Raw genomic sequence first — 26,309 nt, forward strand, 5'->3', positions numbered from 1 at the left:
TAGAGATGAGATGAATAATGAAAACGCAATTTCGTATTATGGCAATGTTTGTCGGTGCTCTGGTGTCCGCTAGCGCATTATCCTCGCCTTCACAACCCGCCAGATCGGCAATGACCGTTAACCCCGGTTCTAATGCGGGCACGCAGGGGACGGGTGGGCAGGTAGAATTTACCGGATCGATTACCGATTCCTCCTGTAATGTTGATAGCACCAGCGCAAATCAGAGCGTCGATCTGGGGAAATGGGCGAGCAGCTATTTTACCGGCGCAGGTTCTGAAACGACCAAAACCGCCTTCCATATCAAAGTGAAAGATTGTCCTTCTACCGTTACCACCGTCTCGGTGCTGTTTGACGGTACCCGCGATACCAACAATAGCGATCTGCTGGCGATTAACGGTACCGCAAGTGGGGTAGCGATAAAGCTGTATGAAGATGATAAGTCGACGCCGGTTGATCTCGGCGCCGTCTCACGGGGCCACAGCGTTACCGCTGGCGCGAGCGGCGCGGCAACGGGTACCGCCGATCTGGAATTCTTTGCTGACTATGTCTCAACCAGCGCGGTTTCCGCCGGTTCTGCCAACGGTACGGCCAACTTCAATATGGTTTACAACTAATACCCTGGAAGCGGGTAAAGCTGCGGTTATTCATGGCTTCCCACGCCGGGTAAGCCGCCAGCCGCCGCCCGGCTGAAATAGGGTCGGCATAATTAATGAAGATTATTTATCAGCTTCAGGCAGTGATACCCGCTTTTATTATTCCCGGACGGTAGTCATTATGAAACGAACGATCGCCGCGATAGCCTTTTTATTGCTATCAACTGCGGCACAGGCCGGTATTGTCATGGGAGGAACCCGTGTTGTTTATCAGGAAGGGAAACGTGAAGCCGCAATATCGGTCACCAACGCTGATACTCATTCACCTTATCTGGTGCAATCGTGGGTGGAAAACTATGCGGAAAACAATAAAAGCCGGGTGCCTTTTATTGTGACGCCGCCGCTTTTCCGTCTCGATCCTGAACAGCAGAACGTATTGCGTATTAACTATATTGGTGGAACGCTGCCCACCGATCGCGAATCCGTTTTTTGGCTCAATGTGAAAAGTATTGCACCAACGAAACAAGATGAAGTGAACAAGCTTCAGGTCAATATTAAATCAAAGTTTAAGATCTTCTATCGCCCGAATGGTCTGGCGGGCGAGCCTGACGATGCATGGCGCAAGCTGACGTTTAACATTGAAGGTTCCAGGCTGGTTGCCCAAAACCCGACGCCCTATTTTGTCTCCTTTTTTGTTATTTCGGTTGGCGCTACAGATATTCCGCAACCCGGCATGATTGGCCCCTTTGATCATAAAGCGTGGCCGATTACTCATTCCGGGGTAGTTAAATGGCGCGCCATTAATGACTTCGGTGGTATTACGGATTACGCACAACAGTAATTAATTTGCTTCGCCTGGTCAGGATATTGTGAAAAATAACACTTCGGATATGACTCCCGTTTATTCGGCGATCGCGGCGCCAACCGGCGGGATTTTATTATTGCCGACGGCGCTTTTTCTGCTGTACCAAAGCGGTATCGCGCGGGCGGAGGACTACTTTGATCCGGCGGCATTAGAATTTGCCAATCCGCAGCAAAAGACCGCTGATTTACACTATTTTGCTAAAGCTGGCGGCCAGCAGCCCGGGACATACCCGGTCAGCATTTGGGTGAATAACCAGGAGATAGCCCAGGGCGAGGTGACATTTGTCGACAGCAACGGCGAACTGCGGCCGCAGTTAACCCCGGCGCAGCTGGCGGAATATGGCGTCAACGTCAGCGCTTTCCCGGCGTTTAATACCCTGCATGAGGGAGAAACGTTTACTCGCATCGAGCGCTACATCCCCGATGCCAGCAGCCGTTTTGATTTCGCCACTCAGCGTCTGAACTTAAGTATTCCCCAGGCGGCCATGAACGCCCAAAGCCGCGGATACGTGGATCCGGCACGCTGGGATGATGGTATCCCGGCGGCGTTTGTTAACTATAACCTGACCGGGTCGCAAACCCGGCAGACGGATGACAGCAGCCGCTCCAGCTACCTGAATCTACGCAGCGGGGTTAACCTCGGTGCCTGGCGCCTGCGTAACGTCTCGTCGATGGAGTATGACCGGACCCGGCGCTGGAATTCACAGAGTACCTGGCTACAGCGCGACCTGAAGTCACTCAAAAGCCTGCTGCGGATGGGCGATACCTTTACGACCGGCGACGTTTTCGACAGCGTGCAGTTTCGCGGCGTTCAGCTGATGTCCGATGATGAAATGCTGCCGGATAGCCAGCGCGGCTTCGCCCCGACGATCCGCGGAATGGCGCACAGCAACGCCAAAGTCACCATCTCCCAGCATGGCTACGTTATCTATGAAACGTTCGTCTCGCCGGGGGCGTTTGCGATAAACGACCTCTATCCAACGGCGCAAAGCGGCGATCTCGAGGTGCAGGTAAAAGAGAGCGATGGTTCGGTGCGGACCTTTACCCAGCCCTTTTCAGCCGTCCCGTTTATGCTGCGGGAAGGACGCGTGAAATTCAGCCTGAGCGCCGGACGCTACCATTCGGAGCAGAGCCAGGCGCGCTCGCCGACGTTTTTGCAGGGTACGCTCTTTTATGGGCTACCGGCTGAATTCACGCTCTACGGCGGTAGCCAGCTGGCGCAGGATTACCAGTCGTGGTCGCTCGGCGTCGGGCGCGGTTTTGGCGAGCTCGGATCGCTTGGAGGCGATGCGACATGGGCGAACACCACGACGCCGTCGGGAAAGCGCTCGTCCGGCCATTCGGTACGGGTGCAGTACCAGAAGGATTTTGCCGGCACCGGCACCTCATTTAGCCTCGCCAGCTATCGCTACTCCTCAGGCGGTTATTACGACTTCAGCGAAGCCAGCGCGCTTGAGAGCCGCAATGGCCTGCTGGATAACAAGCGCAGCCGCGAAGAGGTCTCCCTTTCTCAGGCATTTGGCGGCATGAGCAGCCTGGCGATTTCCGCCTGGTCGCAGAAGTACTGGCACCGCCAGAGCCGCGATGAAACGATCCATCTCGGTTTTTACAGCGCCTGGCGAGGCGTTTCGTGGGGCGTGGGTTATTACTACACCCAGTCATCCGATCGCCAAAAAGACGATCGCTCGTGGTCCTTGAACCTGAGCATTCCGCTTGGCGGCCCGCTGTCCGAGAGCGCGGTTAGCTACAGCACCACCTCCGACAATAACGGACGCACCTCGCAGCAGGCGTCGCTGTACGGTTCGCTTCCGCGCAATCCCAATCTCTACTACTCCCTTCAGCAGGGCTACGTTAACGGCGGCCAGGGCAGCAACAGCAGCGCATCGCTCGATTACCACGGCGGCTATGGAACCGCGCAGCTCGGCTATCGCCGCGATAGCGCAAGCCATCAGCTGACCTGGGGCGCATCGGGGTCCATCGTCGCCCATCCTCATGGCGTGACGCTGGGTCAGACCGTCGGCGAAAGCTTTGCCATCGTACGCGCGCCGGGAGCCGCCGACGTGGCGATTCAGAACGGCAGCAACGTGCATACCGACTGGCGGGGCTATGCGGTGGTGCCCTCGCTGACGGCGTATCGCAAAAACACCATTACGCTCGATACCGAATCGCTGGCCGACGATGCCGATGTTGAACTTGAAGGGCAGACGGTGATCCCCGGCGGCGGGGCGGTGGTGCAGGCAAACTATCAGACCCACATCGGCAGCCGCGTGCTGTTTACCCTCAGCGATAGCCACGGCCCGCTGCCGTTCGGCACCAGCGTTCGCTTGCGTAAAGCAGAAGACGATCGGGGCGCGGTGCCGGGCGGCATGGTGGCGGATGGCGGGCAGGTCTATCTGAGCGGTATTCCGCAAGAAGGGACGCTCGATGCCGCCTGGAACGCTGACAATATCTCACGGAGATGCGCGCTGCATTTCCATCTTACCGATACCGTACAGCAGGGGCAGAGTCCGGTTAAAACCGTCTCTGGCCTCTGCCAGTAGGTCTGCACAGAGGTGATTTTGCGCATAGTATCGTTTTTATTCCTGCTGATGGCGGGGATTTATAGCCACAGCGGCTGGGCGGAAACCTGCAGAGGAGATATCGGTCAGATGACCGTGAACGTCCAGAATATCAAGTACCTGCCCACGCTGCCGTTGAATACCCAGATGACCGGCATGATGGCGGATAACGGCAGCGGGATTCATTTCTCCTGCGATCTTCAGGTGCCGAAAGCGGCGGCAAAGCGTCTGGTTTATCGGCAGCTAAAAACGGCCTCAACGCCGCTGTCAATCGGCGGTCAGCACGTGTTCCCCTCCGCGCTGGACGGCATAGGATACTCGCTGGGCTTCCAGTGCAGCGGCGGCGCCGTTCGCTTTATTGATGGCAGCCATGCGGCCGGTAATGGGGAATCCGTGACGGTTTGCGACAGCAATGAGATGGCTAACCTGCTGAACCAGCAGCAGATTGTGGTGAAAGTCTTTGTGACGTTTTATAAGACCGGTAATGTCGCCCTGGTCAGCGGCAACCACGCAAACGTTCCGGCGCAGCCGCAGATTGGCGAACTCACTATCCAGCAGCAGGCCGACAGCCGCAGCGGTTTTGTCGCCAGCTCGCCGGTCACGCTCGATATGGCGGCGCTGAATGTCGATATCGGCAGCAGCGGCAGCTGTCAGGTTTCAACCGCGAATATTCACGTTAGCCTCGGCACGGTAAATAAAGCGGAGTTTAAGGGCAAAAACACCACCGGCGGCGTCGCGAAGCGCTTCTCCATACCGGTCTTCTGCTCCACGCCAACCGATATCCGCATCGGCTTTTTTGGCGTCACCTCGCCATCCGGGGGAACGGATACTCTGGCGCTAAGTAAAGCAAACGCCTCCGCGAGCGGTGTGGGCGTCAGGCTCACCTACGGCAATAACAGTGCCCCAGCGCCCGCCGCCGGAACCGGCGTCAAAATCAATGAGGCCAGTAACTTACCTGTACTCAAGCGGATTACCGCCAGCAGCGCGGGGGCGGCGGAAAATATCAACTTTAACGCCCAGTACGTACAGACGGATGACGCGGTAACCGCCGGTACCGCCAATAGCATGGTGACATTTGCGCTGGAGTATAACTGACCGTCGCTTTCGCGCTGTCGCTCACAAAAAAGAGAAGTCATAACGATTTTTCGCACGGCGAGCGGATCGGTACGCTATCAATGATCGAGAGATTAAGCGGCTGTCCGGGAATATTTTTGTGCGGGAAAATCGATAATGAAAATCGCCTTTGGGGAGCTTAAGCCACTATTGCAGGCGCAGCGGATTTTTGTCGGCGGGCAGACGCTGGCCTGTAGCCACGCCTTTTACCGTGACGACCTGCCGATTGAGATACCGGAAAACTTAGCCACCGAGGCCTATACCACCTACTGGGGGCGCTGCGGCGAACGGCTGGCCTCGCTGGGCGCCTTTAGCTATACGCGAACCCTGCTGCCGGCGCTGATTAACGTGGGGCGCTACACGTCGATTGCCGATCGGTTACAGGTGCTCGGCGACCGACATCCCCTGGAGTGGGCCAGCGCCAGCCCGGTGTTTTATGCCCATCATTCCGGCGTGATGGCGACGCTGGCCGCCGATAGCGGCAGGACCAACCAGTTTTATCCTTTTGCAAAAACGCCCCGGCCGATAACCATCGGCAACGATGTGTGGATTGGCCAGAATGTCACCCTGGCGCAGGGGATCACTATTGGCGATGGGGCTGTCATTGCCGCCAACGCGCTGGTGGTCAAAGACGTCGCACCGTACGCCATCGTCGGCGGTAATCCCGCGAAGATCATCCGCATGCGCTTTAGCGAGGCGATTATTGAGCAGCTGATGGCGCTACGCTGGTGGCGTTACTCCGCCCAGGATATTGCCGGGTATCCGGTTAATCAGGTTGAGCGCTTTTGCGAGCAGCTTGCCGGGCGGGTGGCCGAAGGAACGATGCCGCCTTTCTCGCCGCCGGTATTGACGATATCCATGATTAAAGATTTTATAAACAATAAACAGCATCCGCTGCGCAGCGCGGTGTAATCATAAACGGTTCACATTTGAACAAGGATATAACGATGAAGTTGAAGTCAGGTCTTGTTTTCGTCATCGCTGCCGTCGCCTTTGGCGCCCAGGCGCGCGACATGAACAGCATTCAACAAAGCGGTGAACTTAAAGTCGGCGTCCCGGGCGATTACGCGCCGCTGGCGTTTCATAATAAAGCCGGGGAGCTGGTGGGCTACGATGTTGATATGGCGAAAGATCTCGGCAAGCGGCTTGGGCTAAAGGTGAGCTTTGTGACGACCAGCTGGCCCACGCTCTCCGCCGACCTGAAGGCCGATAAGTTTGATATCGCCATGGGCGGGGTGACGGAAACCGCAGCGCGGGCGAAGGATTTCGCGTTAAGCCAGCCGGTGGTGCCGAACGGCAAGATTGCGCTGGCTAACTGCGCGGCGGCGCCGGCGCTCGGTAGCCTGGAAAAAATCGACCAGCCAAACGTGAAGGTGGTGGTGAATCCGGGCGGCACCAACCAAAGCTTTGTCGATGAACATATCAAGCAGGCGCAGATTATTCGGGTGAAAAACAATATCGATAACCTTGAAGCGCTGCGGCAGAAAACGGCGGATATGATGGTGACCGACCTGATTGAGGGCGTCTATTACCAGAGCAATGAGCCGGGCGTGTTTTGCGTGGCCAATGAGCAGCCGTTCCCGGGCACCGCCAGCTTCAAAGTCTATATGATGAATAAAGATAACCCGCAGCTGCTGGACAAGGTTAACCAGTGGCTGGCCAGCCAGGACAAAAACGTGCTGAAACAGAAGTGGCGCATTCATGACCAGCTAAAACCATAAAGCAATAAAGGTTTTCTATGCGGGTGTGGCGGAAGATAATCAGCGCATCGGGTCTTCCGCCAGCACATCGTGAAGCAGCCAGTCATAAAACACCTTCACTTCCGGGCGCATGACCGCATGCTGGGGCGTCACAATATAGTAGGACCAGGTGAGCGGCCAGCGGCGGGCCGGGTGTAGCTGAACGAGCTGGCCGGTGGCGAGGAGCTGTTGTACCAGCGCCCGGCGAACAATAGCGACGCCGCGCCCGCTGAGCGCGGCCAGGATGACCGCCGACGTTGAGTTAATATGCAACCCGCTATCGCGCGCCGTTGGCGCCTGAGCCGCCTCCAGCACTTCCGCCCATGATGGAAAGCTGGCGCCGGGATAGGGCGTATCATCATGAATCAGCTTTTGCGTCGCCAGCCACTCGCCGCAGGCGGTTTTGTCTGCCGGGACGATTCGCGGGCTGCATACCAGCACCGCTTCTTCATCCATCAGCCAGGTTTTATCGACCCCGGGCCAGTCGCCGCGACCGCAGCGAACCGCCAAATCCGCTTCGCCGTGGGCCACATCCATCAGCTTTTCCGTAACGTTGAGACGCAGGTCGATATTATCATGGACTTCAGAGAAGCGGTTTAAGCGCTCCATCAGCCAGTTCATCATCAGCACCTGCGAGGCGGTAATCACCACCACGGAACGCGCCCGGCGGCCGCGAAGCTTATTCAGTCCGCTCTCCAGCTTATCCAGCCCCTGAGTAATATCCTGCAGCGCCGCCTGCGCTTCGCTCACCAGGGTGAGACGCTCTTTACCGCTACGGGTACGGTGCAGCAGCGGATGGCCGACCCACTCTTCCAGCGCCCTGACCAGCTGCCCGACGGCGGCGGGCGTCACGCCCAGCTCGCGCGCCGCGCCGGTAAAGCTACCGTGGCGGGCGGTGGCTTCAAATGCGTGAAGCCATTTCAGTCGGTTAAGCGATCGCATGGTGAATATCCCCCAGTGAATTTGCGTCTCAGTATAGGCCATCAAGATAGATTTTCTTTGTCGCTTGGCTATTTCTTCTCATTCGTCAGCGCGCTGCAGGAAAGGCATGCTTAGGCTACACAAATCAAGCGTGAAGAGGTGAATGATGAATACGGCGTTTATGGGGAAAAAACTGTTAGTGGTTGGCGGGACCAGCGGTATGGGGCTGGCGACGGCCAAACGGGTGGTGGAGAATGGCGGCAGCGTGGTGCTGGTGGGCAATCGTCGGCAGAAGGCCGAACAGGCGCGTCAGGCGCTGGCGGCAGCGGGGAAGGTGGATGTTATCGTCGCTGACCTGACGAGCGAAAGCGGTATGCAGCAGGTTATGGCCGCTATTAACGCGGAACATCAGGATATCAGCCTGCTGGTCAACGCCGCCGGCGTTTTCTTCCCGAAGCCGTTTATCGAACATGAAATGGCTGACTACGATCGGTATATGCATCTCAACCGCGCGACGTTTTTTATCACCCGCGAGGTGGTGCGCAATATGCTGGCTAATGGCATCAAAGGTTCGATTGTGAATATCGGCTCGATGTGGGCGCAGCAGGCCATCGGCGCAACGCCGTCTTCAGCCTACTCCATGGCGAAAGCGGGTCTGCATGCGCTGACCAAAAATCTGGCGATTGAGCTGGGCGGCAGCGGGATTCGGGTCAATGCGGTATCGCCGGCGGTGGTGCATACGCCGATATATGAAGGGTTTATCCCTAAAGAGGATGTGAAGGAAGTGATGAACAGCTTTGACGGCTTCCATCCTATTGGCCGCGTCGGCACGCCTGATGATATCGCGCAAACCGTGGCGTTTCTGCTCAGCGATAGCACCCGCTGGGTGACCGGCGCGGTTTGGGATATTGATGGCGGCGTGATGGCTGGTCGTCATGCCTGATTACGTTCATTATGTCAGTCAGGGTATTGGCATAATGCAAACGAATTCAGGATAAAGAGAGTCATGAGCGCTGAGATAACGCTGCCCGTCGGACAGCAAAACCAAAATATTGTTCGCCTGGCGACGGCGCAGGCGCTCGCAGGGGCAAACTCGGTGGTGTTTTACGCCACCGGGGCGATTGTGGGCAACGCCATCGCGCCCTCGCCGACGCTGGCCACGCTGCCCATCACCATATTTGTGCTGGGGATGGCGGCCTGTATTTTGCCGTTTGGCGCGCTGGCCAGAAGACGCGGGCGCAAAACGGTCTTTATGGTCGGTACCGGCGCCGGCGTGTTGACGGGAGCGCTGGCGGCGCTGGCGGTCGCGATCGCTTCGTTCGGGCTGTTCTGTCTCGCGGCCTTTTTCGGCGGCGCCTATGCGGCGGTGGCGGTGTCCTTCCGCTTTGCCGCTACCGACGGCGTCAGCGGCGAGCGGCGCGCGCGGGCGCTCTCGCTGGTTATGGGCGGCGGCGTGGCGGCGGGGATCATCGGCCCGATGCTGGTGACCGCGACCATGAATTTGTGGCCGCCGCACACCTTTGCGATGACCTTTATCGCTCAGGGGCTGGTGGCGGCGGTATCCGCGCTGGTCTTGCTGGGAGTAAAAACCCCCGAGCCGGCGGCGCAGGCCAAATCGGGCGGGCGCCCGCTGGGCGAAATCGTGCGCCAGCCGGGTTTTTCCCGGACGGTTTTTAGCGGCGCAATATCCTATATGGTGATGAACTTCCTGATGACCGCGGCGCCGCTTTCCATGCATATGCACGGGATCTCCCAGCAGGCGTCGAATCTGGGCATTCAGTGGCACGTGATCGCCATGTACGGTCCCGGATTTTTTACCGGCAAGCTGATTAATCGCTTCGGCGCCCGGCGTATTAACGCGGCCGGTTTAGTTCTGCTGCTGCTGTCGGTGATGGTTGGCCTCGCCGGTATCGACGTGATGCACTACTGGCTGTCGCTGATCCTGCTGGGTATCGGCTGGAACTTCGGCTTTACCGGCGCGTCGGCGCAGATTATGGATTTCCACCGGCCGGAAGAGAAAACTCAGGTGCAATCGCTGAATGATTTTATTGTCTTCGGCGTCATGATGATTGGCTCATTTTCCTCGGGCGCGTTGATGAACCTCTTCGGCTGGAATGCCGTGCTGTGGGGATCGCTGGTGCCGGTTGCGGTTGCGCTGATCGCATTGTTGGCAGGCCGACGCCCAACGCTAAGGGGTTAATCCTCTTAGCTTTTCAAACGCAGGCGGAATTATTTTTCCGCTTTTTACTTCTGCCGCGAGAGCAAATTTAAAATATGAATTGGTAGGGTGAGATTAAATTCATCTCTCTTTTTTACTGCTTAATGGAAACACGCTAATGTGAATCCTCTCATTAATGTTTTACCCGTTTATATAATAAGAGTGAATACATGGAAAACTGAGCAAAGAGGTGAGGTTTTTAGCCGCCGCGCGCAGCGCAGAATAATATAGTGATGATAGGGCGTGGTTATTATATCTATAGGCCCTGCCTGTCATCGGCTTTGACGCTAGTCAATATCCACGGCGCCGTCGCCGCTATGATGTTACGTGAAACTATAAATATAAAACGTCATTATCTCAGCTGCAATGCCTCAAAGGAATGATCTCATGAAGAAAATTGCGACCATTACAGCCTCGGTCATTATCGCAGGCGTGTTATGTTATTTAGGGTTGTCAGGCTATATCTGGTATTACGACAGTCAGCGTATTAAAAAAAACGACGTCCGGCTCTCGGCGGTTGCCGAGAATAATAAAGTCCTCTCTTTTTTTAGTGAAAAAGGTTGCGACTATTGCCATACGCCCTCGGCGGAGTTGCCCTTTTACGCCGCTTTTCCCGTTGCCAAACAGCTGATGGATTATGACGTACAGCTGGGATACAAATCCTTTAACCTTCAATCCGTGCGTACGTCACTGATTGACGATAAACCCGTTTCACAAAGTGAATTAAACAAGATTGAGTGGGTTATGCAGCATCAAACGATGCCGCCTACGCGATACGTCGCGCTGCACTGGGCCGGCGGCGTTAGCGACAGCGAACGTATTGAGATACTCAACTGGATTAAGCACCAGCGCGAGCGCTACTACGCCAGCGCTGATACCGCCGCGCAGCATCGCAATGAACCTCTCCAGCCGATCCCTAAAAAGCTGCCCGTTGACGAGCGGAAAGCTGCGCTGGGTTTTCGTCTTTATCACGACGCGCGAATGTCCGGGGATAGCACCATTTCTTGCGCACACTGCCATGCGTTAAACGCGGGCGGGGTCGATGGCAGAAAAACGTCTATCGGCGTGGGAGGCGCTGTTGGGCCAATTAACGCGCCAACGGTATTTAACTCCGTCTTTAATATTGAGCAATTCTGGGACGGACGGGCATCAACGCTGCAAGAACAGGCCGGTGGCCCGCCGTTAAACCCCATTGAGATGGCATCAAAATCCTGGGAAGACATTATTAATAAACTGGATAAAGATCCCGTATTGAAAAAGGATTTTTTAGCCGTTTATCCGCAAGGTTTTAGCGGTGAGCGCATCACTGACGCTATCGCTGAATTTGAAAAAACATTAATTACCCCCGACGCGCCATTTGATAATTGGCTGCGCGGTGATGAAGACGCGCTGACCGCGCAACAAAAACATGGCTATCAGCTATTTAAAGATAATAAATGTGCTACCTGTCACGGCGGTATTATTCTCGGCGGCCGCTCTTTTGAACCGCTGGGGCTAAAGCGTGATTTTAATTTTGGTGAAATCACGGCTGCTGATATTGGCCGAATGAATGTGACGAAAGAGGTACGGGATAAATTACGCCAAAAAGTGCCGGGGCTACGCAACGTGGCGCTCACCGCGCCCTATTTTCATCGCGGTGATGTTCCGACGCTTGATGGCGCAGTAAAACTGATGCTGCGCTATCAGGTCGGTACGGATTTAGCGCAAAAAGATATCGATGATATTGTCGCTTTTCTGCATAGCCTGACCGGTGTTTATACGCCGTATCAGCCGGGGCAATAACGGGATGATGAGCGAAAGTTCCCGGAGCTGGCTCAGGGCCATTAAACTGCACTGCGAACGCGATGGTCGGACGCTGATGAAAGATTTTTCATTCAGCGTTTCGGCGGGCGATTGGTTGCAGATAGCCGGAGGCAACGGTGCGGGGAAAACCACTCTCCTGCGCCTGCTTACCGGGCTGGCTCGCGCTGATGCCGGAGAAATCTACTGGCAAGGCCGCCCTCTGCATCGCGTTCGCGATAGCTACCAGCAAAACCTGCTGTGGATTGGCCATAAGCCGGGAATCAAAGCCAGGCTGACCGCCATGGAAAACCTGCGCTTTCTCCATCAACACGATGATATCGCCCAGTGCCGGGAGGCCCTTGAGCAGGCCGGGCTTGCCGGCTTCGACGATATTCCTGTTAACCAGCTCTCCGCCGGTCAGCAGCAGCGCGTGGCGCTGTCGCGCCTCTGGCTGACCCGCGCCCGCCTGTGGATCCTCGACGAACCTTTTACCGCCGTCGATACGGAGGGCGTCGAACGCCTGATTCAGCGCATGGCGCAGCACACGGAGCAAGACGGCATCGTCATTTTCACTGCCCATCAATCAATTAGCGCGGCATCCGACAGGATTCGACGCATTGCGCTGCGCGGCGAGAGGGCGGAACCGTGATGTGGCGGATTTTTTGCCTTGAACTGCGGGTCGCGTTTCGCCATCGCGCGGAAATCGCCAATCCGCTGTGGTTTTTTCTGATTGTCATTACGCTGTTTCCGCTTGCCGTTGGTCCGGAGCCGCAGCTGCTGGCGCGGCTGACGCCCGGCATTATTTGGGTCGCTGCGCTGCTCTCCTCGCTGCTGGCGCTCGAGCGCTTGTTTCGCGACGACTTACAGGACGGCAGCCTCGAACAGCTGATGCTGCTGCCTTTGCCGCTGCCGGCGGTGGTCGTGGCTAAAGTGATGGCTCACTGGGTGGTTACCGGTGTGCCCCTGCTGATCCTGTCGCCGCTGGTGGCTCTGCTGCTGGGCATGGACGTCTATGGCTGGAAAATTATGGCGCTGACCCTGCTGTTAGGGACGCCGACGCTGGGGTTCCTCGGCGCGCCGGGCGTGGGGCTCACCGTCGGACTTAAGCGCGGCGGCACGCTGTTAAGCATTCTGGTTCTGCCGCTGACTATTCCCTTACTTATTTTTGCTACCGCCGCGATGGATGCGGCCTCCATGCATCTGCCCGTGACGGGGTATATGGCGATACTGGGCGCGCTGCTGGCGGGCAGCGCAACGTTAAGCCCCTTTGCGACGGCGGCGGCGCTACGCGTCAGTCTGCACTAGCGCGGTTTTTGATGGATGGCGCTTATCAGGTTTGCGGCGCCGGGGATTCAGGCCCGGGCTTATCAATGGATTTATCTTTATTTCTGGTGACTGAAATATGAGAAAAACAGGGATTCAACTGACGAATCCGCCGCGGCTTTATCAGCTCTGCGGCAGGGTCGCTCCGTGGCTGGGCAGCGCCAGCGCGCTGGTGCTGATCGCGGGCTGGGTCTGGGGATTTGGCTTTGCGCCCGCGGACTATCAGCAGGGCGAGAGCTATCGCATTATCTATCTGCATGTTCCGGCGGCAATGTGGTCTATGGGCATTTATGCCCTGATGGCGGCCGCGGCGTTCATCGGCGTGGTCTGGCAGATGAAAATGGCCAATCTGGCGCTGGCGGCGATGGCGCCCGTGGGGGCGGTGTTTACCTTTGTGGCGCTGGTGACCGGTTCCGCGTGGGGTAAGCCAATGTGGGGAACCTGGTGGGTTTGGGATGCGAGATTAACCTCTGAGCTGGTGCTGCTGTTTCTCTACGTCGGCGCGATAGCGCTGTGGCACGCTTTTGACGATCGCCGTCTGGCCGGGCGTGCGGCGGCTATTCTGGTGCTGATTGGCGTGGTGAATTTACCGATCGTTCACTACTCGGTGGAGTGGTGGAACACCCTGCATCAGGGCTCAACGAATATGCAGCAAAGCATCGCTCCGGCGATGCGCGCGCCGCTGCGGCTGGCGATTATCGGCTACCTGCTGCTGTTTATCACGCTGGCGCTAATGCGCATGCGGAATCTGATTTTGCTCATGGAAAAACGTCGCCCGTGGGTCAGTGAACTGATTTTAAAAAGAGGTCGTCGATGAGCAGCGCATTTACAAGCTGGAGTGATTTCCTGGCCATGGGCGGCTATGCCTTTTACGTCTGGCTGGCGGTGGCGCTGACCGTTCTCCCGCTGGCGGCGCTGGTCGCGCACAGCGCGATCCTGCATCGTGTCATTCTGCGCGATATCGCCCGGCAGCGCGCCCGTGAAGCCCGCAGGCGCGCGGCGCGGGAGGCGACATGAATATTCGCCGCAAAAACCGGCTGTGGGTCGCCCTCGCGGTGCTCGCCGGGCTAACGCTGACCACCGCGCTGGTGCTCTATGCGCTACGTTCCAGTATCGACCTGTTCTATACGCCTGGCGAAATCCTCTACGGCAAGCGCGAAACGCAGCAGCGGCCCGAGCGGGGTCAGCGTCTGCGCGTCGGCGGGATGGTCGCGCCCGGCAGCGTGAAGCGGGATGCGAATTCGCTGCAGGTGAGTTTTAGCATCTATGACGCCGAAGGTTCGGTGGACGTCAGCTACGAAGGCATTCTGCCGGACCTGTTCCGCGAAGGGCAGGGCGTGGTGGTTCAGGGCGAGCTTGATGCGCACAACCGGATACAGGCGAAAGAAGTGCTCGCCAAACACGATGAGAACTACACTCCGCCAGACGTGGAAAAAGCGATGGAGAGCAACCATCGTCGCCCGGATAGCGCCTACAGGGACACATCCTTATGATGCCTGAAGTCGGCAACGGGCTGCTGTGCCTGGCGCTTGGCGTCGCGCTACTGCTTTCCGTCTATCCGCTGTGGGGCGCGGCGCGGGGGGACAGGCGAATGATGGCCTCTTCCCGGGTATTTGCCGTTCTGCTGTTCATCCTCATTATGGGCGCCTTTATGGTGCTGATTAACGCCTTCATTACCAACGATTTTACGTTGAGCTACGTGGCCAGTAACGCCAATACTCAGCTGCCGATCCGGTACCGCGTGGCCGCAGCCTGGGGCGCACATGAAGGTTCGCTGCTGCTATGGGTGCTGCTGATGAGCGGCTGGACAGTGGCGGTAGCGCTGCGCAGCAGGCGAATGCCGCTTGATATTGTCGCCCGGGTGCTGGCGGTGATGGGAACGATCAGCGTTGGCTTTCTGCTGTTTATTCTGTTCACCTCCAACCCGTTTGCCCGTACGCTGCCGGAATTTGCCATTGAAGGGCGCGACCTGAACCCGCTGTTGCAGGACCCCGGGCTCATTTTCCATCCGCCGCTGCTGTATATGGGCTATGTGGGCTTCTCGGTGAGTTTTGCCCTGGCGATAGCCGCGCTGTTGAGCGGGCGGCTGGATAGCACCTTCGCTCGCTTCTCTCGCCCGTGGACGCTGGCGGCGTGGGCCTTCCTGACGCTCGGTATTGTGCTGGGCTCCGCGTGGGCTTACTACGAGCTGGGATGGGGAGGCTGGTGGTTCTGGGATCCGGTGGAAAACGCGTCGCTGATGCCATGGCTGGCCGGCACCGCGCTGCTGCATTCGCTGGCGGTCACTGAACAGCGCGCCAGCTTCAAGGCGTGGACGCTTCTGCTCGCTATCTGCGCATTTTCGCTCTGTCTGCTGGGGACCTTTCTGGTGCGTTCCGGCGTGCTGGTCTCGGTTCACGCTTTTACCTCCGACCCGGCGCGCGGCATGTTTATTCTGGCCTTTATGGTGCTGGTCATTGGCGGCTCTTTACTGCTGTTCGCCATGCGTGGCTATAAAGTCCGCTCTCGGGTAAATAATGCGCTCTGGTCGCGCGAGTCGCTGCTGCTCGGCAACAACGTTCTGCTGATGGCCGCTATGCTCACGGTGCTGCTGGGTACGCTGCTGCCGCTGGTGCATAAACAGCTGGGTCTCGGCAGTATTTCGATTGGCGCGCCGTTCTTTAATACGATGTTTAGCTGGCTGATGGCGCCGTTTGCGCTCCTGATGGGCATCGGCCCGCTGGTGCGCTGGGGGCGCGATCGCCCGCGTAAGCTCAGGAGGCTGCTGGTTATCGCCTGCGCAAGCACGCTGGCGCTGTCGCTTCTGTTGCCGTGGTGGTTGGGCGATAAGATTGTCGCCATGACGGTGGTCGGGCTGGCGATGGCCTGTTGGGTCTTTGTGCTGGCGGGAGTAGAGATCGCTTTGCGGGTTTCACGCGGCGCCAGGATGACCCTCAGCTACTGGGGAATGGTCGCAGGCCACCTCGGGCTGGCGGTCACCCTCGTGGGTATCGCCTTTAGTCAAAATTACAGCGTGGAGCGCGACGTGCGCATGCGGGTGGGCGACAGCGTCGATGTCCATGAATATCGCTTTTCTTTCCGTGAGGTCAAAGAGGCGATCGGCCCAAACTATCGCTCCGCCGTCGCGGTGATTGGCGTCATGCGACGCGGCGAACCGCAGGCGATACTGAATGCGGAAAAGCGCTTTTACCACAGCAGCAGCGCCATGATGACCGAAGCGGCGGTTGACGGCGGATTTACCCGCGATCTCTATGCCGCGCTGGGCGAAGAGCTGGGCAACGGCGCCTGGGCCGTACGCCTTTATTATAAACCGTTCGTACGCTGGATTTGGGCCGGGGGAGTGCTGATGGCGCTGGGCGGGCTGTTGTGCCTGTGCGATCCGCGCTATCGCCCGCGCCGCGGATATCCTGGCGCGGAGGCCAGATGAAGCGCTGTACGTTGTTGATGCCGCTGGTCATTTTTATGGCTATCGCGATGCTGCTGCTGTGGCAGCTGGCGCGTAATGTGGAAGGGGACGATCCCAATAGCCTGGAGTCGGCGCTGATCGGAAAACCGGTACCGATTTTCCGTCTTGAGGCGCTGGAAGATCCCGGGCAGTATTTTCAGTCGGATGCGCTGGCGCAGGGCAAACCGCTGCTGCTTAACGTCTGGGCGACCTGGTGCCCGACCTGTCGCGCAGAGCATCAGTATTTGAATCAGCTTTCCGCGCGGGGGATCCGCGTGGTGGGTCTGAACTACAAAGACGATCGGCAGAAAGCAATTGGCTGGCTGAACACGCTGGGCAATCCCTACGCGCTGAGCCTGTTTGACGGCGACGGGATGCTCGGGCTGGATCTCGGAGTCTACGGCGCGCCGGAGACGTTTTTGATCGATGGACAGGGGATCATTCGCTACCGCCACGCGGGGGATCTTAACGATCGGGTGTGGGAGCGCGAATTCAGGCCGCTGTGGGAGAAGTTTAGCCGGGAGGCTGCGCCATGAGATTATTACTGAGCGCGCTGATGCTGCTGCTTTGCGCAAACGCGCTGGCCGCTATTGATGTCATGCCGTTTAAGGACGAGGAGCAGGAACAGCGGTTTCGCCTGCTCACGGAGCAGCTTCGGTGCCCGAAATGCCAGAACAATAGCATTGCGGATTCCAGTTCCGCGATCGCGGCCGACCTGCGGCAGAAAGTTTTTACGCTTATGCAGGAAGGAAAAAGCGACAGCGATATTGTGGACTACATGGTGGCGCGCTACGGCAACTTCGTTACCTACGATCCGCCATTAACCCCGCTGACGATGCTGCTGTGGGTCGTGCCGGCCGCAGCGATCGCCATGGGCGGTTGGGCTATAGTGGCCCGCTCCCGCCGCCGCGTCAGGCCAGGGCAGGAGACGTTTTCTGACGGCCGGGCGCCGGAGGATAAATCCGCCGGGCCGTGGATTTTTATACCTGGCGCGGCGCTTGCGCTGGCGGTAGGTGCGGTCAGCTATAGCCAGACCGGCCACTATCAGCAGGTGCAACGCTGGCAGCAGGCGGTGGCTCAGACGCCGGCTCTGTTGGCGCGGGTGCAGGATCCAAAGGCGCAGCCGCTTGATGAAGACGAGCTGCGGCGTCTGGCCCTTGGGCTACGCACGACGCTGTGGCAAAATCCGGACGCTTCTATTGAGGATTGGCTTATGCTCGGGCGTCTCGGCAGGGTCCTGGACAACGCCGCTATGGCGACTCAAGCCTATGCTCGCGCTTACGCGCTGGCTCCGGATAACGATAGTGCGGCATTTGGCTATGCGGAGGCGCTGCTGCGGGTATCTGACCCGCGGGGCGGTGCGCTGGTGCGCCAACTGATGGAGGGCCAGCGCGTTAACGACCGCCTGCTTAATCTGTATGCGCTCAGTGCATCAGAGCAGGCGCATTTCAGCGAGGCGCTGACGGCGTGGCGGTTGCTGCTAAAACGATTACCGCCGGACGATACGCACCGGGCGGTCATTGAGCATCATATCAACCAGACGGAGCAACGGTTAACCCACGGACATCCCGCCGTTGACGCGCAAGGTTAATAACCACTCCGTTTGTTCACCAGGTTTTTCAGCGGCAGCGCCTGCTGCTGCCGCCGGATGTTGTCCAGCAGCTGGCGGGCAATCACCTCCGTCTGCGCGATGGAGGCCATATGCGGCGTGATCGCCACCTGCGGGTGTTGCCACAGCGGGTCCTCCTGGGGCAGGGGCTCGACGGGGAAGACGTCCAGCACCGCGCCGGACAGCTTGCCGCTATCCAGCGCCTCGAGCACGTCCTGATTCACCATATGCTCGCCGCGGCCGCAGTTAATCAGCGACGCGCCGTCGGGCAGCTGCTGCAGTAAAGGATGGGCGAGGATACCTCGCGTCTCCCCGGTTAACGGCAGGACGTTGATCAGCGCATCCAGCTGGCCAAGGAATTCGCCAGCCTGCGTCTCTCCGTGGTAGCAGCGCACGCCGGCAAGGGATTTTTCGCTACGCGCCCAGCCGGAAACCCGATACCCCAGCGCGGCCAGCTGCGAGGCGATATAGCCGCCAATTTCGCCGAGGCCCATGACGCCAACGTGATAATCGGCCGCCGCTCGCTGCGGATACATCTTCCAGACGCGCTCGCGCTGGTGGGCCAGCGCCCGGTCAAAGCGACGCTGAAACCACAGTACGCCCCACAGCGCGTATTCAAACATACCGTGACGAAAATCTTCATCCACCACCCGGCAGAGCGGAACGTCGCTGGCGAAAACGCTGGCAGGCAAATGGTCTACGCCGGCAGACGCGGCCTGGATCAGCTTCAGCTGAGGCGAGCGCGCCAGCAGCTGCGGGTCGGGAAACCAGCAGCAGGCGTATTGCGCCTCGCGGGCGGCGGGCTCCTCGGGTAGAACCGCTTTCACTTCCGGGAATAGCGCGAACGCGGCGCAAATCTCCCGGGTGTACTGAGGATCGTTACAATCCACGACGATGGTGAACTGAGTCATAGGCATTAGCTCTTATAAGAAGTATCAAGACGGTCCAGGCGCCGCAGCCACGCCTGCCACACCAGCTGGCGTTCATGTTCAACCCCCATCAGCTGCTCACAGGCGTGCCGGCTCAGCGGTTCAGGTATCGTATGGATGGGGCCGAGCGGCGCCAGCTGCGCGGCGGCCATCTGGATCTCGCAGGCGCGGTTCAGGTAGTACATGATGTAAAACGCATCGGCGACGGTGCGCCCGACCGACAGCAGCCCGTGGCTTTGCAGGATCATAGCGATGTTCTCGCCGAGCGAGCGCTGGATCCGCACGCGTTCATCGAGATCGAATGCGACGCCTTCATAAGGATGGTAGCCGACGCGTTGATAAAATTCGGTGCTGATTTGGTTAAGCTGCAGCAGCCCGTCTGCGCAGGCGGCAACGGCCATCCCCGGCAGCGTGTGGGTGTGGATCACGCAGTGGGCGTCTTCCCGGGCCATATGGACCGCGCTATGAATGGTAAATCCCGCCGAGTTTGCCGGGGCGCTGCCCTCGACGACCTTCCCCTGCATATCGACCACAATTAAGTTGCTGGCGGTGACTTCGTCAAACATCATGCCAAAGGGGTTAATCAAAAACCGCGGCTCGCCGTCACCGGGCAGGCGCACGGAGAAGTGGGTATACAGCGTGTCTTCCCAGCCGAAGAGCGCCGCCAGACGATAGGCGGCGGCCAGCTGCTGGCGTAGTTCCCGTTCAGTTACCATTTATTGCACTCCCATAAATTCACGAATGCGGGTGAGGGTCGGATCGGCGGCATCGCTGCGAATGCGCTGCGGCGGCATATCGCTCTGCACGACGCCGTTTTCCATCATCACCACCCGGTCAGAAATTGATAAGGCGAAGTCCATCTCGTGGGTCACGATAATCATCGTCATGCCTTCGCGGGCGAGGGACTGAATGACCTTCAGCACTTCGCCAACCAGTTCAGGGTCCAGCGCCGACGTGGGTTCATCAAACAGCATGATGTCCGGTTTCAGCGCCAGGGCGCGGGCGATGGCCACGCGCTGCTGCTGGCCGCCGGAGAGCTGGTACGGGTACTTTTCGGCGTGCGCCAGCAGACCGACGCGATCCAGCAGCCACAGCGCCTGCTCTCTGGCGGCGGCGCGGTCGAGCAGCTTGTGATAGAGCGGGGCGAGCATCACGTTATCCAGCACCGTGCGATGGGGAAACAGGTTGAAGCCCTGGAACACCATGCCGATGCGGCGTACGCCCGCGCGTATTTGCTGTTTATCAACAACGGAGGCGCCCTTCAGGTAATCCTCGCCGTAAAGAATGATCTCGCCGCCGTCGATGCTTTCAAGGGCGTTAATGGTGCGGATCAGGGTGGTCTTGCCGGAGCCGGACGGGCCGATGATGCTGATTACCTCGCCGTTTTCCACTTTCAGGTCGATGCCTTTCAGCACGTGGTGCTGGCCCCAGGATTTTTCGATGGCGTGCAGATCCAGCGCCGGCGGGTTGCCGCTGGCGGCCTGCGCTTTTTGCGTCTGTACCGGCGGCTTCAGGTTCTGGCGCAGGGTTTCGCATTCATGCTCGTTGAGCGTTTGCGGGCGCTTACGCTGAATATCCAGCAGGTTTTCCAGCGCCCGGAACAGCCAGCTAAACACCGTGACGACCATAACGTAGTAAATGGCGACCGCCAGCAGCGTCTCCATGACGAGAAAATTCTGCGCGTACAGGCGCTGGCCGGTCAGCAGCAGCTCCGGCAGCGAAATAACCGACAGAATCGAGCTGAGCTTGATGATGGTGATGTATTCGTTAATCAGCGTGGGCAGGGAAATACGAAACGCCTGCGGGATAATAATTAAGCGCTGAATCCCGATAAAGCTAAAGCTTAAGGCATGCCCGGCTTCGCTTTGCCCCCTGGCGACCGAAAGCAGGCCGCCGCGATGGATTTCCGCCATGTAGGCCGCTTCGGTCACCGTCATCGAGACCAGCCCCGCAATAAACGGAACGCCGAGCAGCGGTTGGGTGGCCGGAAACAGCTGCGGCAGGTTATAGACAAAGACCAGCAGGACCATCAGCGGTACGCTGCGGAAAAACCAAATATAGAGTTCGACGGGAACCTTCAGCCAGCGCGGGCCAGAGAGCTTCGCGCAGGCTAAAAGAAAACCTAATATCAGGCCAATAAACCAGGACAATGAACTGACGACAACCACGGTGACACACGCCTGCCAGAATGCCCCAACGCTAAATAATGAAAAAAAGTATCCCCAATCGAACTCCATACCGACTCCCGTTTAATTATTGTATTAATTGATGCTTTCTAAGTTGTATTTCTTGATGATGGCGTCATATTTGCCGTTGGCTTTAAGGGTGGCTAACGTTGATTTAATGGCCTCGGCCAGCTCGGTGTTGCCTTTGGCGACGTAAATTCCCAGCGGTAGCGGATAGACCAGACGGTTCGAGCTAATGGCCAGGCGGCCGCGGCTTTTCTCGACGATAATTTGCGCCGCCGGGGCGATTTCTAACTGGGCGTTGATATTTTTCGACAGCAGGGCCTGGGAGGCTTCTGGCGCGGTCGGGAATTCCTGAATACTAATGGCCGGTTTGCCGTTTTTCAGGCAGTACTCGTCGGAGTGCGTTTTCAGGCTGGAAACCCAGGCGGTACCCGCCTGCAGACCTACCTTCACGCCGCACAGTTCGTCTTCCGTTTTTGGCTGAATGGCGCTGCTTTTCAGCGCAATAATGGACGCGCCGGACAGGGCGTAAGGGATAGCGTCCGCCTGCTTCTGGCGCTCGGGCGTCACGTACATCCCGGAGATCACCGCATCGTATTTTTTACCGATACCTAAGATCAGGCTGGTGAATTTCGTGTCGATAAGCTGCGGTTTTGCCTTCAGCTGTTCGGCGATCAGCGCCGCGAACTCCGGGTCGATGCCGACAATATTGTTATTGCTGTCATAGGATTCAAAAGGCGGATAGGTCACCTCCATCCCGACTTTAAAGACGCCCTCGGTCAGCAACTCAGCGGCCTGAGCCAGCGGTGAAAAACAAGCGGTGACGGCGATGGATAAAGCCACACGGCGCGAGAGTTTTTTTAGCGTTTTGTTCATCATTTATCCTCACGGGTTATTTACGGTTTTTTGCTGTGCTTGTTTTTTCAGATGGCCAAAGGTGTTAGTGCCGCGGGCGCGTTCGGGGAGCTGGAGCTCGCCTCGGGTGACTTTCTCGCGCAGGTAGCGATAGGTCTGTAACGCCTGGCTCCACATATGCTCACCAATGCTCAGTTCTTGATATTCGCTGGCTTCGCCTGCCTCAAGGAAGCCCGGCAGCGGGCGAATCAGCGTGTGGTAGTCGCAGGCGAAAAACAGCGGGAAGGAGTAGCGTTCCTGCGGCACCTTGCGTACGCGGTGTGCGGTTGCAACAAATGTGCCAGCGCTCAGGACTTCCAGCATGTCGCCGATATTAATCACGAAAGCCTCTTCTCCGGCCGCGTTCTTCAGCGGCGGGGCGTCGATCCAGTCGCTATCTTCATTCAGCACTTCAAGACCCGGCTGGTCGGCGAGCAGAAGGGTGAAGCATTCATAGTCGGTGTGTGCACCAATACCGGGAACATCTTCGGCGCTGGCGTCAAAGGGGTAGTGGATCAGCCGCAGCTTTGACGGCGGGCAGGTAACCATCGACCTGAAATAGCCCTCCGGCAGGCCAAGGGCGAGTGCGAAGGCGTCAAACAGGCGATGCCCAAGGGCGAAGACCGCGTCATAGTAGGCCAGCACGCGGGATTGAAATTCCGGCACGTCCGGCCACTCGTTGGCGCCAATCAGCGGCGTTTTCGCCACGACGAACGGGTGGTCGTCGGCGGCCTGAAAGCCGATATCAAACGCCTCTTTGTGATCCGGCTTGCCGGAGCCGTAAATCTCTTCCCCTTCGGGAACGTAGCCCTTATGGCTTTTCGACTGTCCGATGTAGTACGCCATCTTGCGCTCCATCGGCAGGGCGAAAATCTCTTTGGCCGCCGCGCGGATCCCGGCAATCAGTTCAGGCGCGATGCCGTGGCCGGTAACGTAGAAAAAGCCAACTTCGCGGGCCGCCTGGCCGATGGCGTCGGCCACCGCCTGGCGTCGGACGAGATCGTCGCAGGCCAGGTCGCTGATATCGATGGTCGGTAATTCAGTAAACGAACTTTTTGCAGCGGTCATTTCTTCCGTTCCTTATTCAGTTTGCGAGGTGAATTCAACAAAATGCTGCTGTTCACGCTGGGCCATCCAGGCGTTCAGCGACCACAGGTCGGCGACCGGAACGTTGGTAAACGGCAGGTGATGCAGGTAGCCATCGGGGCCAAATTCCGGCGTAAGCGTGGTGTGCTGGTAGCCGCGCCGGCGCTGCGATTGCCAGATCTGTTCCCAGAAGCGCTGCTGAAACCGCAGGGCCGCCCGATATTCCGGCGCGGCGGGGTGCGGCACCTGCGGCCCCTGGTCGTACCCGGCGCGGGCCTGAATATGGTGGACCCGTTCGATAAAGGCGCTGAAGTCATCGCAGGGGTCATCCAGCAGGCGTTCGCTTACCACGATCCAGTGGCTGATATCGGCGGTAAAGCGCAGCTGCGGCAGCTGTTGAATTATCTCCAGCGTCAGCCACGGGCTATACAGCGATGTGGCGCGATGGGTTTCAAAGCTGCAGAACAGCTCATATTCGGCGGCGAGCTCATGCGCTTTGCCGAGAAAATCCACCTGCTGCGCCAGCGGCCAGCGGTCGTTACCGGCCAGCAGATTGACGAAGCGCGGATTAAGCGCTTTTGCCGCCGCAAAACGTTCTTTTAAGCGCTCCAGATGCTGCGCGGGCGTCTCGGCCTGGGCCGGAATAACGCCGCCGCCGCTGAACACAATGGCGATATACTCAAGCGCGGACGCTTCGATGCGTTGGGCCAGCGTCCGCTGCTCTTCTGGCGTCAGCGGAACCCGCGCTTCAATGCCGCAGCAGCCGACGCTCCGGAGTTCGCTGACCGTTTGCTGCCACGGGGTGGTGACGCCCCACAGCGTGCGAAAGACGTTAAGCTGCATGGTTTTTCCTCTATGGATATTTCACGCCCGGGAGAACGCAGAGCATTTCATACAGCAGGTTGGCGGCCAGCTGGGACGTGTTGCCGCTGACGTCATAGGGGGGCGAGACCTCGACCAGGTCGCAGCCAATCAGGTTCAGACCGCGGCAGCCGCGCACGATTTCCAGCGCCTGAATCGACGTCAGTCCGCCCACTTCCGGAGTTCCGGTGCCGGGGGCCCAGATCGGGTCGAGGCTATCAATATCGAAGCTGAGATAAACCGGGCCAGCCCCCATTTGCTGGCGCACTTCGGCCATTAGCGGAGTCAAAGATTTGTGCCAGCACTGCTCGGCCTGAACCAGACGAAAACCGCGATCGACGCCCCACTGGAAGTCACCGGCGGCGTAGCCCTGCGCGCGCTGGCCAATCTGCACGACGCGTTTAAGATCCAGCAGCCCCTCTTCGACGGCGCGGCGGAAGGTGGTGCCGTGGGCAATCTTTTCGCCGAACATTTCATCGTTGGTATCTGTGTGGGCATCGACGTGAATCAGCCCAACCGGACCGTGCTTTTTGGTCAGCGCGCGCAGGATCGGCAGGGTAATGGTGTGATCGCCTCCCAGCGTCAGAGGGATAAGCGGAAAACTATTTAAACCGGTGTAGTAATCCTCGATAATCTGCACCGATTTGAGCAGGTTGTAGGTATTGATCGGTACATCACCGATATCTGCCACCGACAAGGAATCAAAAGGCGCGGCGCCGGTGGCCATGTTATACGGGCGAATCATTACCGATTCGGTACGAATATAGCGCGGTCCGTAGCGCGTTCCGGAACGCTGTGAGGTTCCGATATCCAGCGGGATGCCGACAAACGCTGCATCAAGTCCCTGTAAATCTTCGATAAATGGCAGGCGCATCATCGTGGCGCGGCCACCAAAACGCGGCATCTCGTTGCCACCCTGCGGTTGATGAAAGACGTTATCCATTTCAGCTCCTGAATCTGACAAACAAAACTCAACAGCAGGGATAGTGCGAAAGATGTGCTGGACTTTAAATCGTCTGCCGCAAATACTTAGTTCATTTATTAGTGAACTAAGACGCTATGCTTAACGACGCGACGCTTAACATTCGACAGCTCCAGGTTTTTGAGGCGGTGGCCCGTCTTGAGAGCTATGGCCGGGCCCAGCAGGAGCTGGGGATTTCCGTTTCCGCGATCAGCAATGCGATGTCGCAGCTGGAAGGCCAGCTTGGCTTTAGCCTGTGTCAGCGCGGGCGCGGCGGCTTTGCGTTGACCGAAAAAGGGCAGCATTTTTTACAGCAGGCGATCCGCGTGCTGAGCGAACTGAATGAACTGGAGCGCCAGTCGGCGCTGCTGAAAGGCGAGCATAGCGGCACGATTTGTATCTCAACGCTCGATTCCATCGAGACGGAGACCGCGCTGTCGCTGCCGGTCGTGCTGCGCAGCTTTAGCGATAAGTTTCCTAATGTGCATATCAAGCTGATTATCCGTACCCCGGCGGAACAGCTTAACGGCGTATTGAATAACCATATCGATCTCGCCATCGGCAGCTACAACTCGCGGGTGCATAACATCATCAGCGAACCGCTCTATCGCGAGCAGCACTGGCTCTACTGCAGCGACCTGCATCCCATGTTCTTCAGTCGACAGCTCGATAAAGAGCTGATCAGCCAGTGTCCGCTGGTGACGCGCAGCTACTGGAATACCAGCGATCTGCGGCGGCGCGGGTTCAGCAAGGGCAGCGCGACCGTTGAAACCGTCGATGCGCAGCTGCTGCTCATCCTCTCCGGGAAATATATCGGCTACCTTCCCGAGCACTACGCCTGGCCGTGGATTAAGGAGAATCGCCTGCGCGTACTGCTGCCCAATGAGTTTGGCTTTCAATCTCCCTTCTCGGCGATATGCAAGCGCGGGCGCAGCAACGAACCCTATCTGAAGGAGTTTCGCAATCTACTCAAGAAGAATACGGTGGCCAGACCGAAGTGGAGCGAATGAGATTCGTATTGAATGAGTAACAGCTTATGCCTGATTTGAATTGTAAAAAGACCGCTCAATATCAGGCATATAAAAGGTAATGTGTCATTAATCATATGGGGGTGAGAAAAAGCTTAGATAAAAATATCGTCCTGCACCTGGATAATTCCCATTCCTGATCTGGTTAAAAAATGACCTTTTTGTGTGTTTTTTCTGAATTAATGTTAAATCCAAC

General features: G+C 58.0%; 26 protein-coding genes. 18 read left to right on the forward strand and 8 right to left on the reverse strand.

All coding sequences use genetic code 11. The features are described from left to right. Positions 1–17 precede the first annotated feature (17 nt). The 6 genes from CDA56_RS13840 to CDA56_RS13865 all read left to right on the forward strand — a co-directional run bounded on the left by CDA56_RS13840 (position 18) and on the right by CDA56_RS13865 (position 6,849). Positions 18–614, forward strand: coding sequence for a fimbrial protein (locus tag CDA56_RS13840; protein WP_014226488.1), 597 nt, complete (start codon positions 18–20; stop codon positions 612–614). 160 nt (positions 615–774) lie between these two features. After that, positions 775–1,434: a fimbrial biogenesis chaperone gene (locus CDA56_RS13845; RefSeq protein WP_103813796.1), complete on the forward strand. Its 660-nt coding sequence runs from the start codon at positions 775–777 to the stop codon at positions 1,432–1,434. Between the two features lie 28 nt (positions 1,435–1,462). Continuing rightward, entirely contained in the window at positions 1,463–3,997 is a 2,535-nt protein-coding gene (locus CDA56_RS13850; protein WP_103813794.1) for a fimbria/pilus outer membrane usher protein, read from the forward strand. Between the two features lie 48 nt (positions 3,998–4,045). Next, positions 4,046–5,110: a fimbrial protein gene (locus CDA56_RS13855; RefSeq protein WP_049103470.1), complete on the forward strand. Its 1,065-nt coding sequence runs from the start codon at positions 4,046–4,048 to the stop codon at positions 5,108–5,110. Positions 5,111–5,245: 135 nt separating this feature from the next. Further along, a complete protein-coding gene (locus tag CDA56_RS13860; RefSeq protein WP_103813792.1) occupies positions 5,246–6,040 on the forward strand; it encodes a CatB-related O-acetyltransferase in 795 nt (264 codons plus the stop codon). Between the two features lie 35 nt (positions 6,041–6,075). After that, a complete protein-coding gene (locus tag CDA56_RS13865) occupies positions 6,076–6,849 on the forward strand; it encodes a transporter substrate-binding domain-containing protein (RefSeq protein WP_004853415.1) in 774 nt (257 codons plus the stop codon). Positions 6,850–6,888: 39 nt separating this feature from the next. On the opposite strand, the gene CDA56_RS13870 is transcribed toward CDA56_RS13865, so the two are convergent. Further along, complete coding sequence (locus CDA56_RS13870; protein ID WP_103813982.1) at positions 6,889–7,809, reverse strand: LysR substrate-binding domain-containing protein; 921 nt, start codon at positions 7,807–7,809, stop codon at positions 6,889–6,891. A gap of 145 nt (positions 7,810–7,954) precedes the next feature. On the opposite strand from CDA56_RS13870, the gene CDA56_RS13875 reads away from it, so the two are divergent. The 11 genes from CDA56_RS13875 to CDA56_RS13925 all read left to right on the forward strand — a co-directional run bounded on the left by CDA56_RS13875 (position 7,955) and on the right by CDA56_RS13925 (position 18,147). After that, the gene (locus CDA56_RS13875) at positions 7,955–8,731 is read left to right on the forward strand and encodes an SDR family NAD(P)-dependent oxidoreductase (protein ID WP_103813790.1); all 777 of its coding nucleotides are present in this window, start codon (positions 7,955–7,957) and stop codon (positions 8,729–8,731) included. A gap of 63 nt (positions 8,732–8,794) precedes the next feature. Continuing rightward, positions 8,795–9,988, forward strand: a complete 1,194-nt coding sequence (locus tag CDA56_RS13880; RefSeq protein WP_014839275.1) for an MFS transporter — start codon at positions 8,795–8,797, stop codon at positions 9,986–9,988. A 405-nt stretch (positions 9,989–10,393) separates the two neighbouring features. Next, positions 10,394–11,788 (forward strand): cytochrome c peroxidase, encoded by a 1,395-nt coding sequence (locus CDA56_RS13885; RefSeq protein ID WP_103813788.1) that lies wholly within the window; start codon positions 10,394–10,396, stop codon positions 11,786–11,788. Between the two features lie 7 nt (positions 11,789–11,795). Next, on the forward strand, positions 11,796–12,437 hold the full coding sequence (gene ccmA / locus CDA56_RS13890) for a cytochrome c biogenesis heme-transporting ATPase CcmA (protein ID WP_103813980.1): 642 nt from the start codon (positions 11,796–11,798) through the stop codon (positions 12,435–12,437). After that, positions 12,437–13,093: a heme exporter protein CcmB gene (ccmB, locus tag CDA56_RS13895; protein ID WP_014226478.1), complete on the forward strand. Its 657-nt coding sequence runs from the start codon at positions 12,437–12,439 to the stop codon at positions 13,091–13,093. Before ccmA ends, ccmB begins: the two co-directional genes overlap by 1 nt. A 97-nt stretch (positions 13,094–13,190) precedes the next feature. Further along, positions 13,191–13,928: a heme ABC transporter permease gene (locus tag CDA56_RS13900; RefSeq protein WP_103813786.1), complete on the forward strand. Its 738-nt coding sequence runs from the start codon at positions 13,191–13,193 to the stop codon at positions 13,926–13,928. Continuing rightward, on the forward strand, positions 13,925–14,128 hold the full coding sequence (ccmD, locus tag CDA56_RS13905) for a heme exporter protein CcmD (RefSeq protein ID WP_014226476.1): 204 nt from the start codon (positions 13,925–13,927) through the stop codon (positions 14,126–14,128). The genes CDA56_RS13900 and ccmD overlap by 4 nt, the downstream gene beginning before the upstream one ends. Next, complete coding sequence (gene ccmE / locus CDA56_RS13910; protein ID WP_014839268.1) at positions 14,125–14,604, forward strand: cytochrome c maturation protein CcmE; 480 nt, start codon at positions 14,125–14,127, stop codon at positions 14,602–14,604. The genes ccmD and ccmE overlap by 4 nt, the downstream gene beginning before the upstream one ends. Further along, complete coding sequence (locus CDA56_RS13915; protein ID WP_014226474.1) at positions 14,601–16,538, forward strand: heme lyase CcmF/NrfE family subunit; 1,938 nt, start codon at positions 14,601–14,603, stop codon at positions 16,536–16,538. Before ccmE ends, CDA56_RS13915 begins: the two co-directional genes overlap by 4 nt. Beyond that, positions 16,535–17,092, forward strand: a complete 558-nt coding sequence (dsbE, locus tag CDA56_RS13920; protein WP_014226473.1) for a thiol:disulfide interchange protein DsbE — start codon at positions 16,535–16,537, stop codon at positions 17,090–17,092. Before CDA56_RS13915 ends, dsbE begins: the two co-directional genes overlap by 4 nt. Further along, positions 17,089–18,147, forward strand: a complete 1,059-nt coding sequence (locus CDA56_RS13925) for a cytochrome c-type biogenesis protein CcmH (RefSeq protein WP_014226472.1) — start codon at positions 17,089–17,091, stop codon at positions 18,145–18,147. The genes dsbE and CDA56_RS13925 overlap by 4 nt, the downstream gene beginning before the upstream one ends. Here the strand turns inward: CDA56_RS13925 and CDA56_RS13930 are convergent. The 7 genes from CDA56_RS13930 to speB are packed head-to-tail and all read right to left on the reverse strand — an operon-like array spanning position 18,144 to position 25,067. Further along, the gene (locus CDA56_RS13930; RefSeq protein WP_014226471.1) at positions 18,144–19,076 is read right to left on the reverse strand and encodes a 2-hydroxyacid dehydrogenase; all 933 of its coding nucleotides are present in this window, start codon (positions 19,074–19,076) and stop codon (positions 18,144–18,146) included. The genes CDA56_RS13925 and CDA56_RS13930 overlap by 4 nt on opposite strands. 5 nt (positions 19,077–19,081) lie before the next feature. After that, positions 19,082–19,810 (reverse strand): class II aldolase/adducin family protein, encoded by a 729-nt coding sequence (locus tag CDA56_RS13935; RefSeq protein WP_014226470.1) that lies wholly within the window; start codon positions 19,808–19,810, stop codon positions 19,082–19,084. Beyond that, positions 19,811–21,331: an amino acid ABC transporter permease/ATP-binding protein gene (locus CDA56_RS13940; protein WP_014226469.1), complete on the reverse strand. Its 1,521-nt coding sequence runs from the start codon at positions 21,329–21,331 to the stop codon at positions 19,811–19,813. Positions 21,332–21,355: 24 nt separating this feature from the next. Continuing rightward, complete coding sequence (locus CDA56_RS13945; RefSeq protein WP_009652546.1) at positions 21,356–22,159, reverse strand: ABC transporter substrate-binding protein; 804 nt, start codon at positions 22,157–22,159, stop codon at positions 21,356–21,358. A gap of 9 nt (positions 22,160–22,168) precedes the next feature. Further along, the gene (locus CDA56_RS13950) at positions 22,169–23,245 is read right to left on the reverse strand and encodes an isopenicillin N synthase family dioxygenase (RefSeq protein ID WP_014226468.1); all 1,077 of its coding nucleotides are present in this window, start codon (positions 23,243–23,245) and stop codon (positions 22,169–22,171) included. 12 nt (positions 23,246–23,257) lie between these two features. Beyond that, the gene (locus CDA56_RS13955; protein WP_014226467.1) at positions 23,258–24,106 is read right to left on the reverse strand and encodes a sugar phosphate isomerase/epimerase family protein; all 849 of its coding nucleotides are present in this window, start codon (positions 24,104–24,106) and stop codon (positions 23,258–23,260) included. Between the two features lie 10 nt (positions 24,107–24,116). Then, complete coding sequence (gene speB / locus CDA56_RS13960) at positions 24,117–25,067, reverse strand: agmatinase (RefSeq protein WP_014226466.1); 951 nt, start codon at positions 25,065–25,067, stop codon at positions 24,117–24,119. Between the two features lie 116 nt (positions 25,068–25,183). On the opposite strand from speB, the gene CDA56_RS13965 reads away from it, so the two are divergent. Then, positions 25,184–26,095 (forward strand): LysR family transcriptional regulator, encoded by a 912-nt coding sequence (locus CDA56_RS13965; protein WP_004135102.1) that lies wholly within the window; start codon positions 25,184–25,186, stop codon positions 26,093–26,095. Positions 26,096–26,309: the final 214 nt, after the last annotated feature.

Origin of the sequence: Klebsiella michiganensis, assembly GCF_002925905.1 — a bacterium.
Taxonomy (GTDB): domain Bacteria; phylum Pseudomonadota; class Gammaproteobacteria; order Enterobacterales; family Enterobacteriaceae; genus Klebsiella; species Klebsiella michiganensis.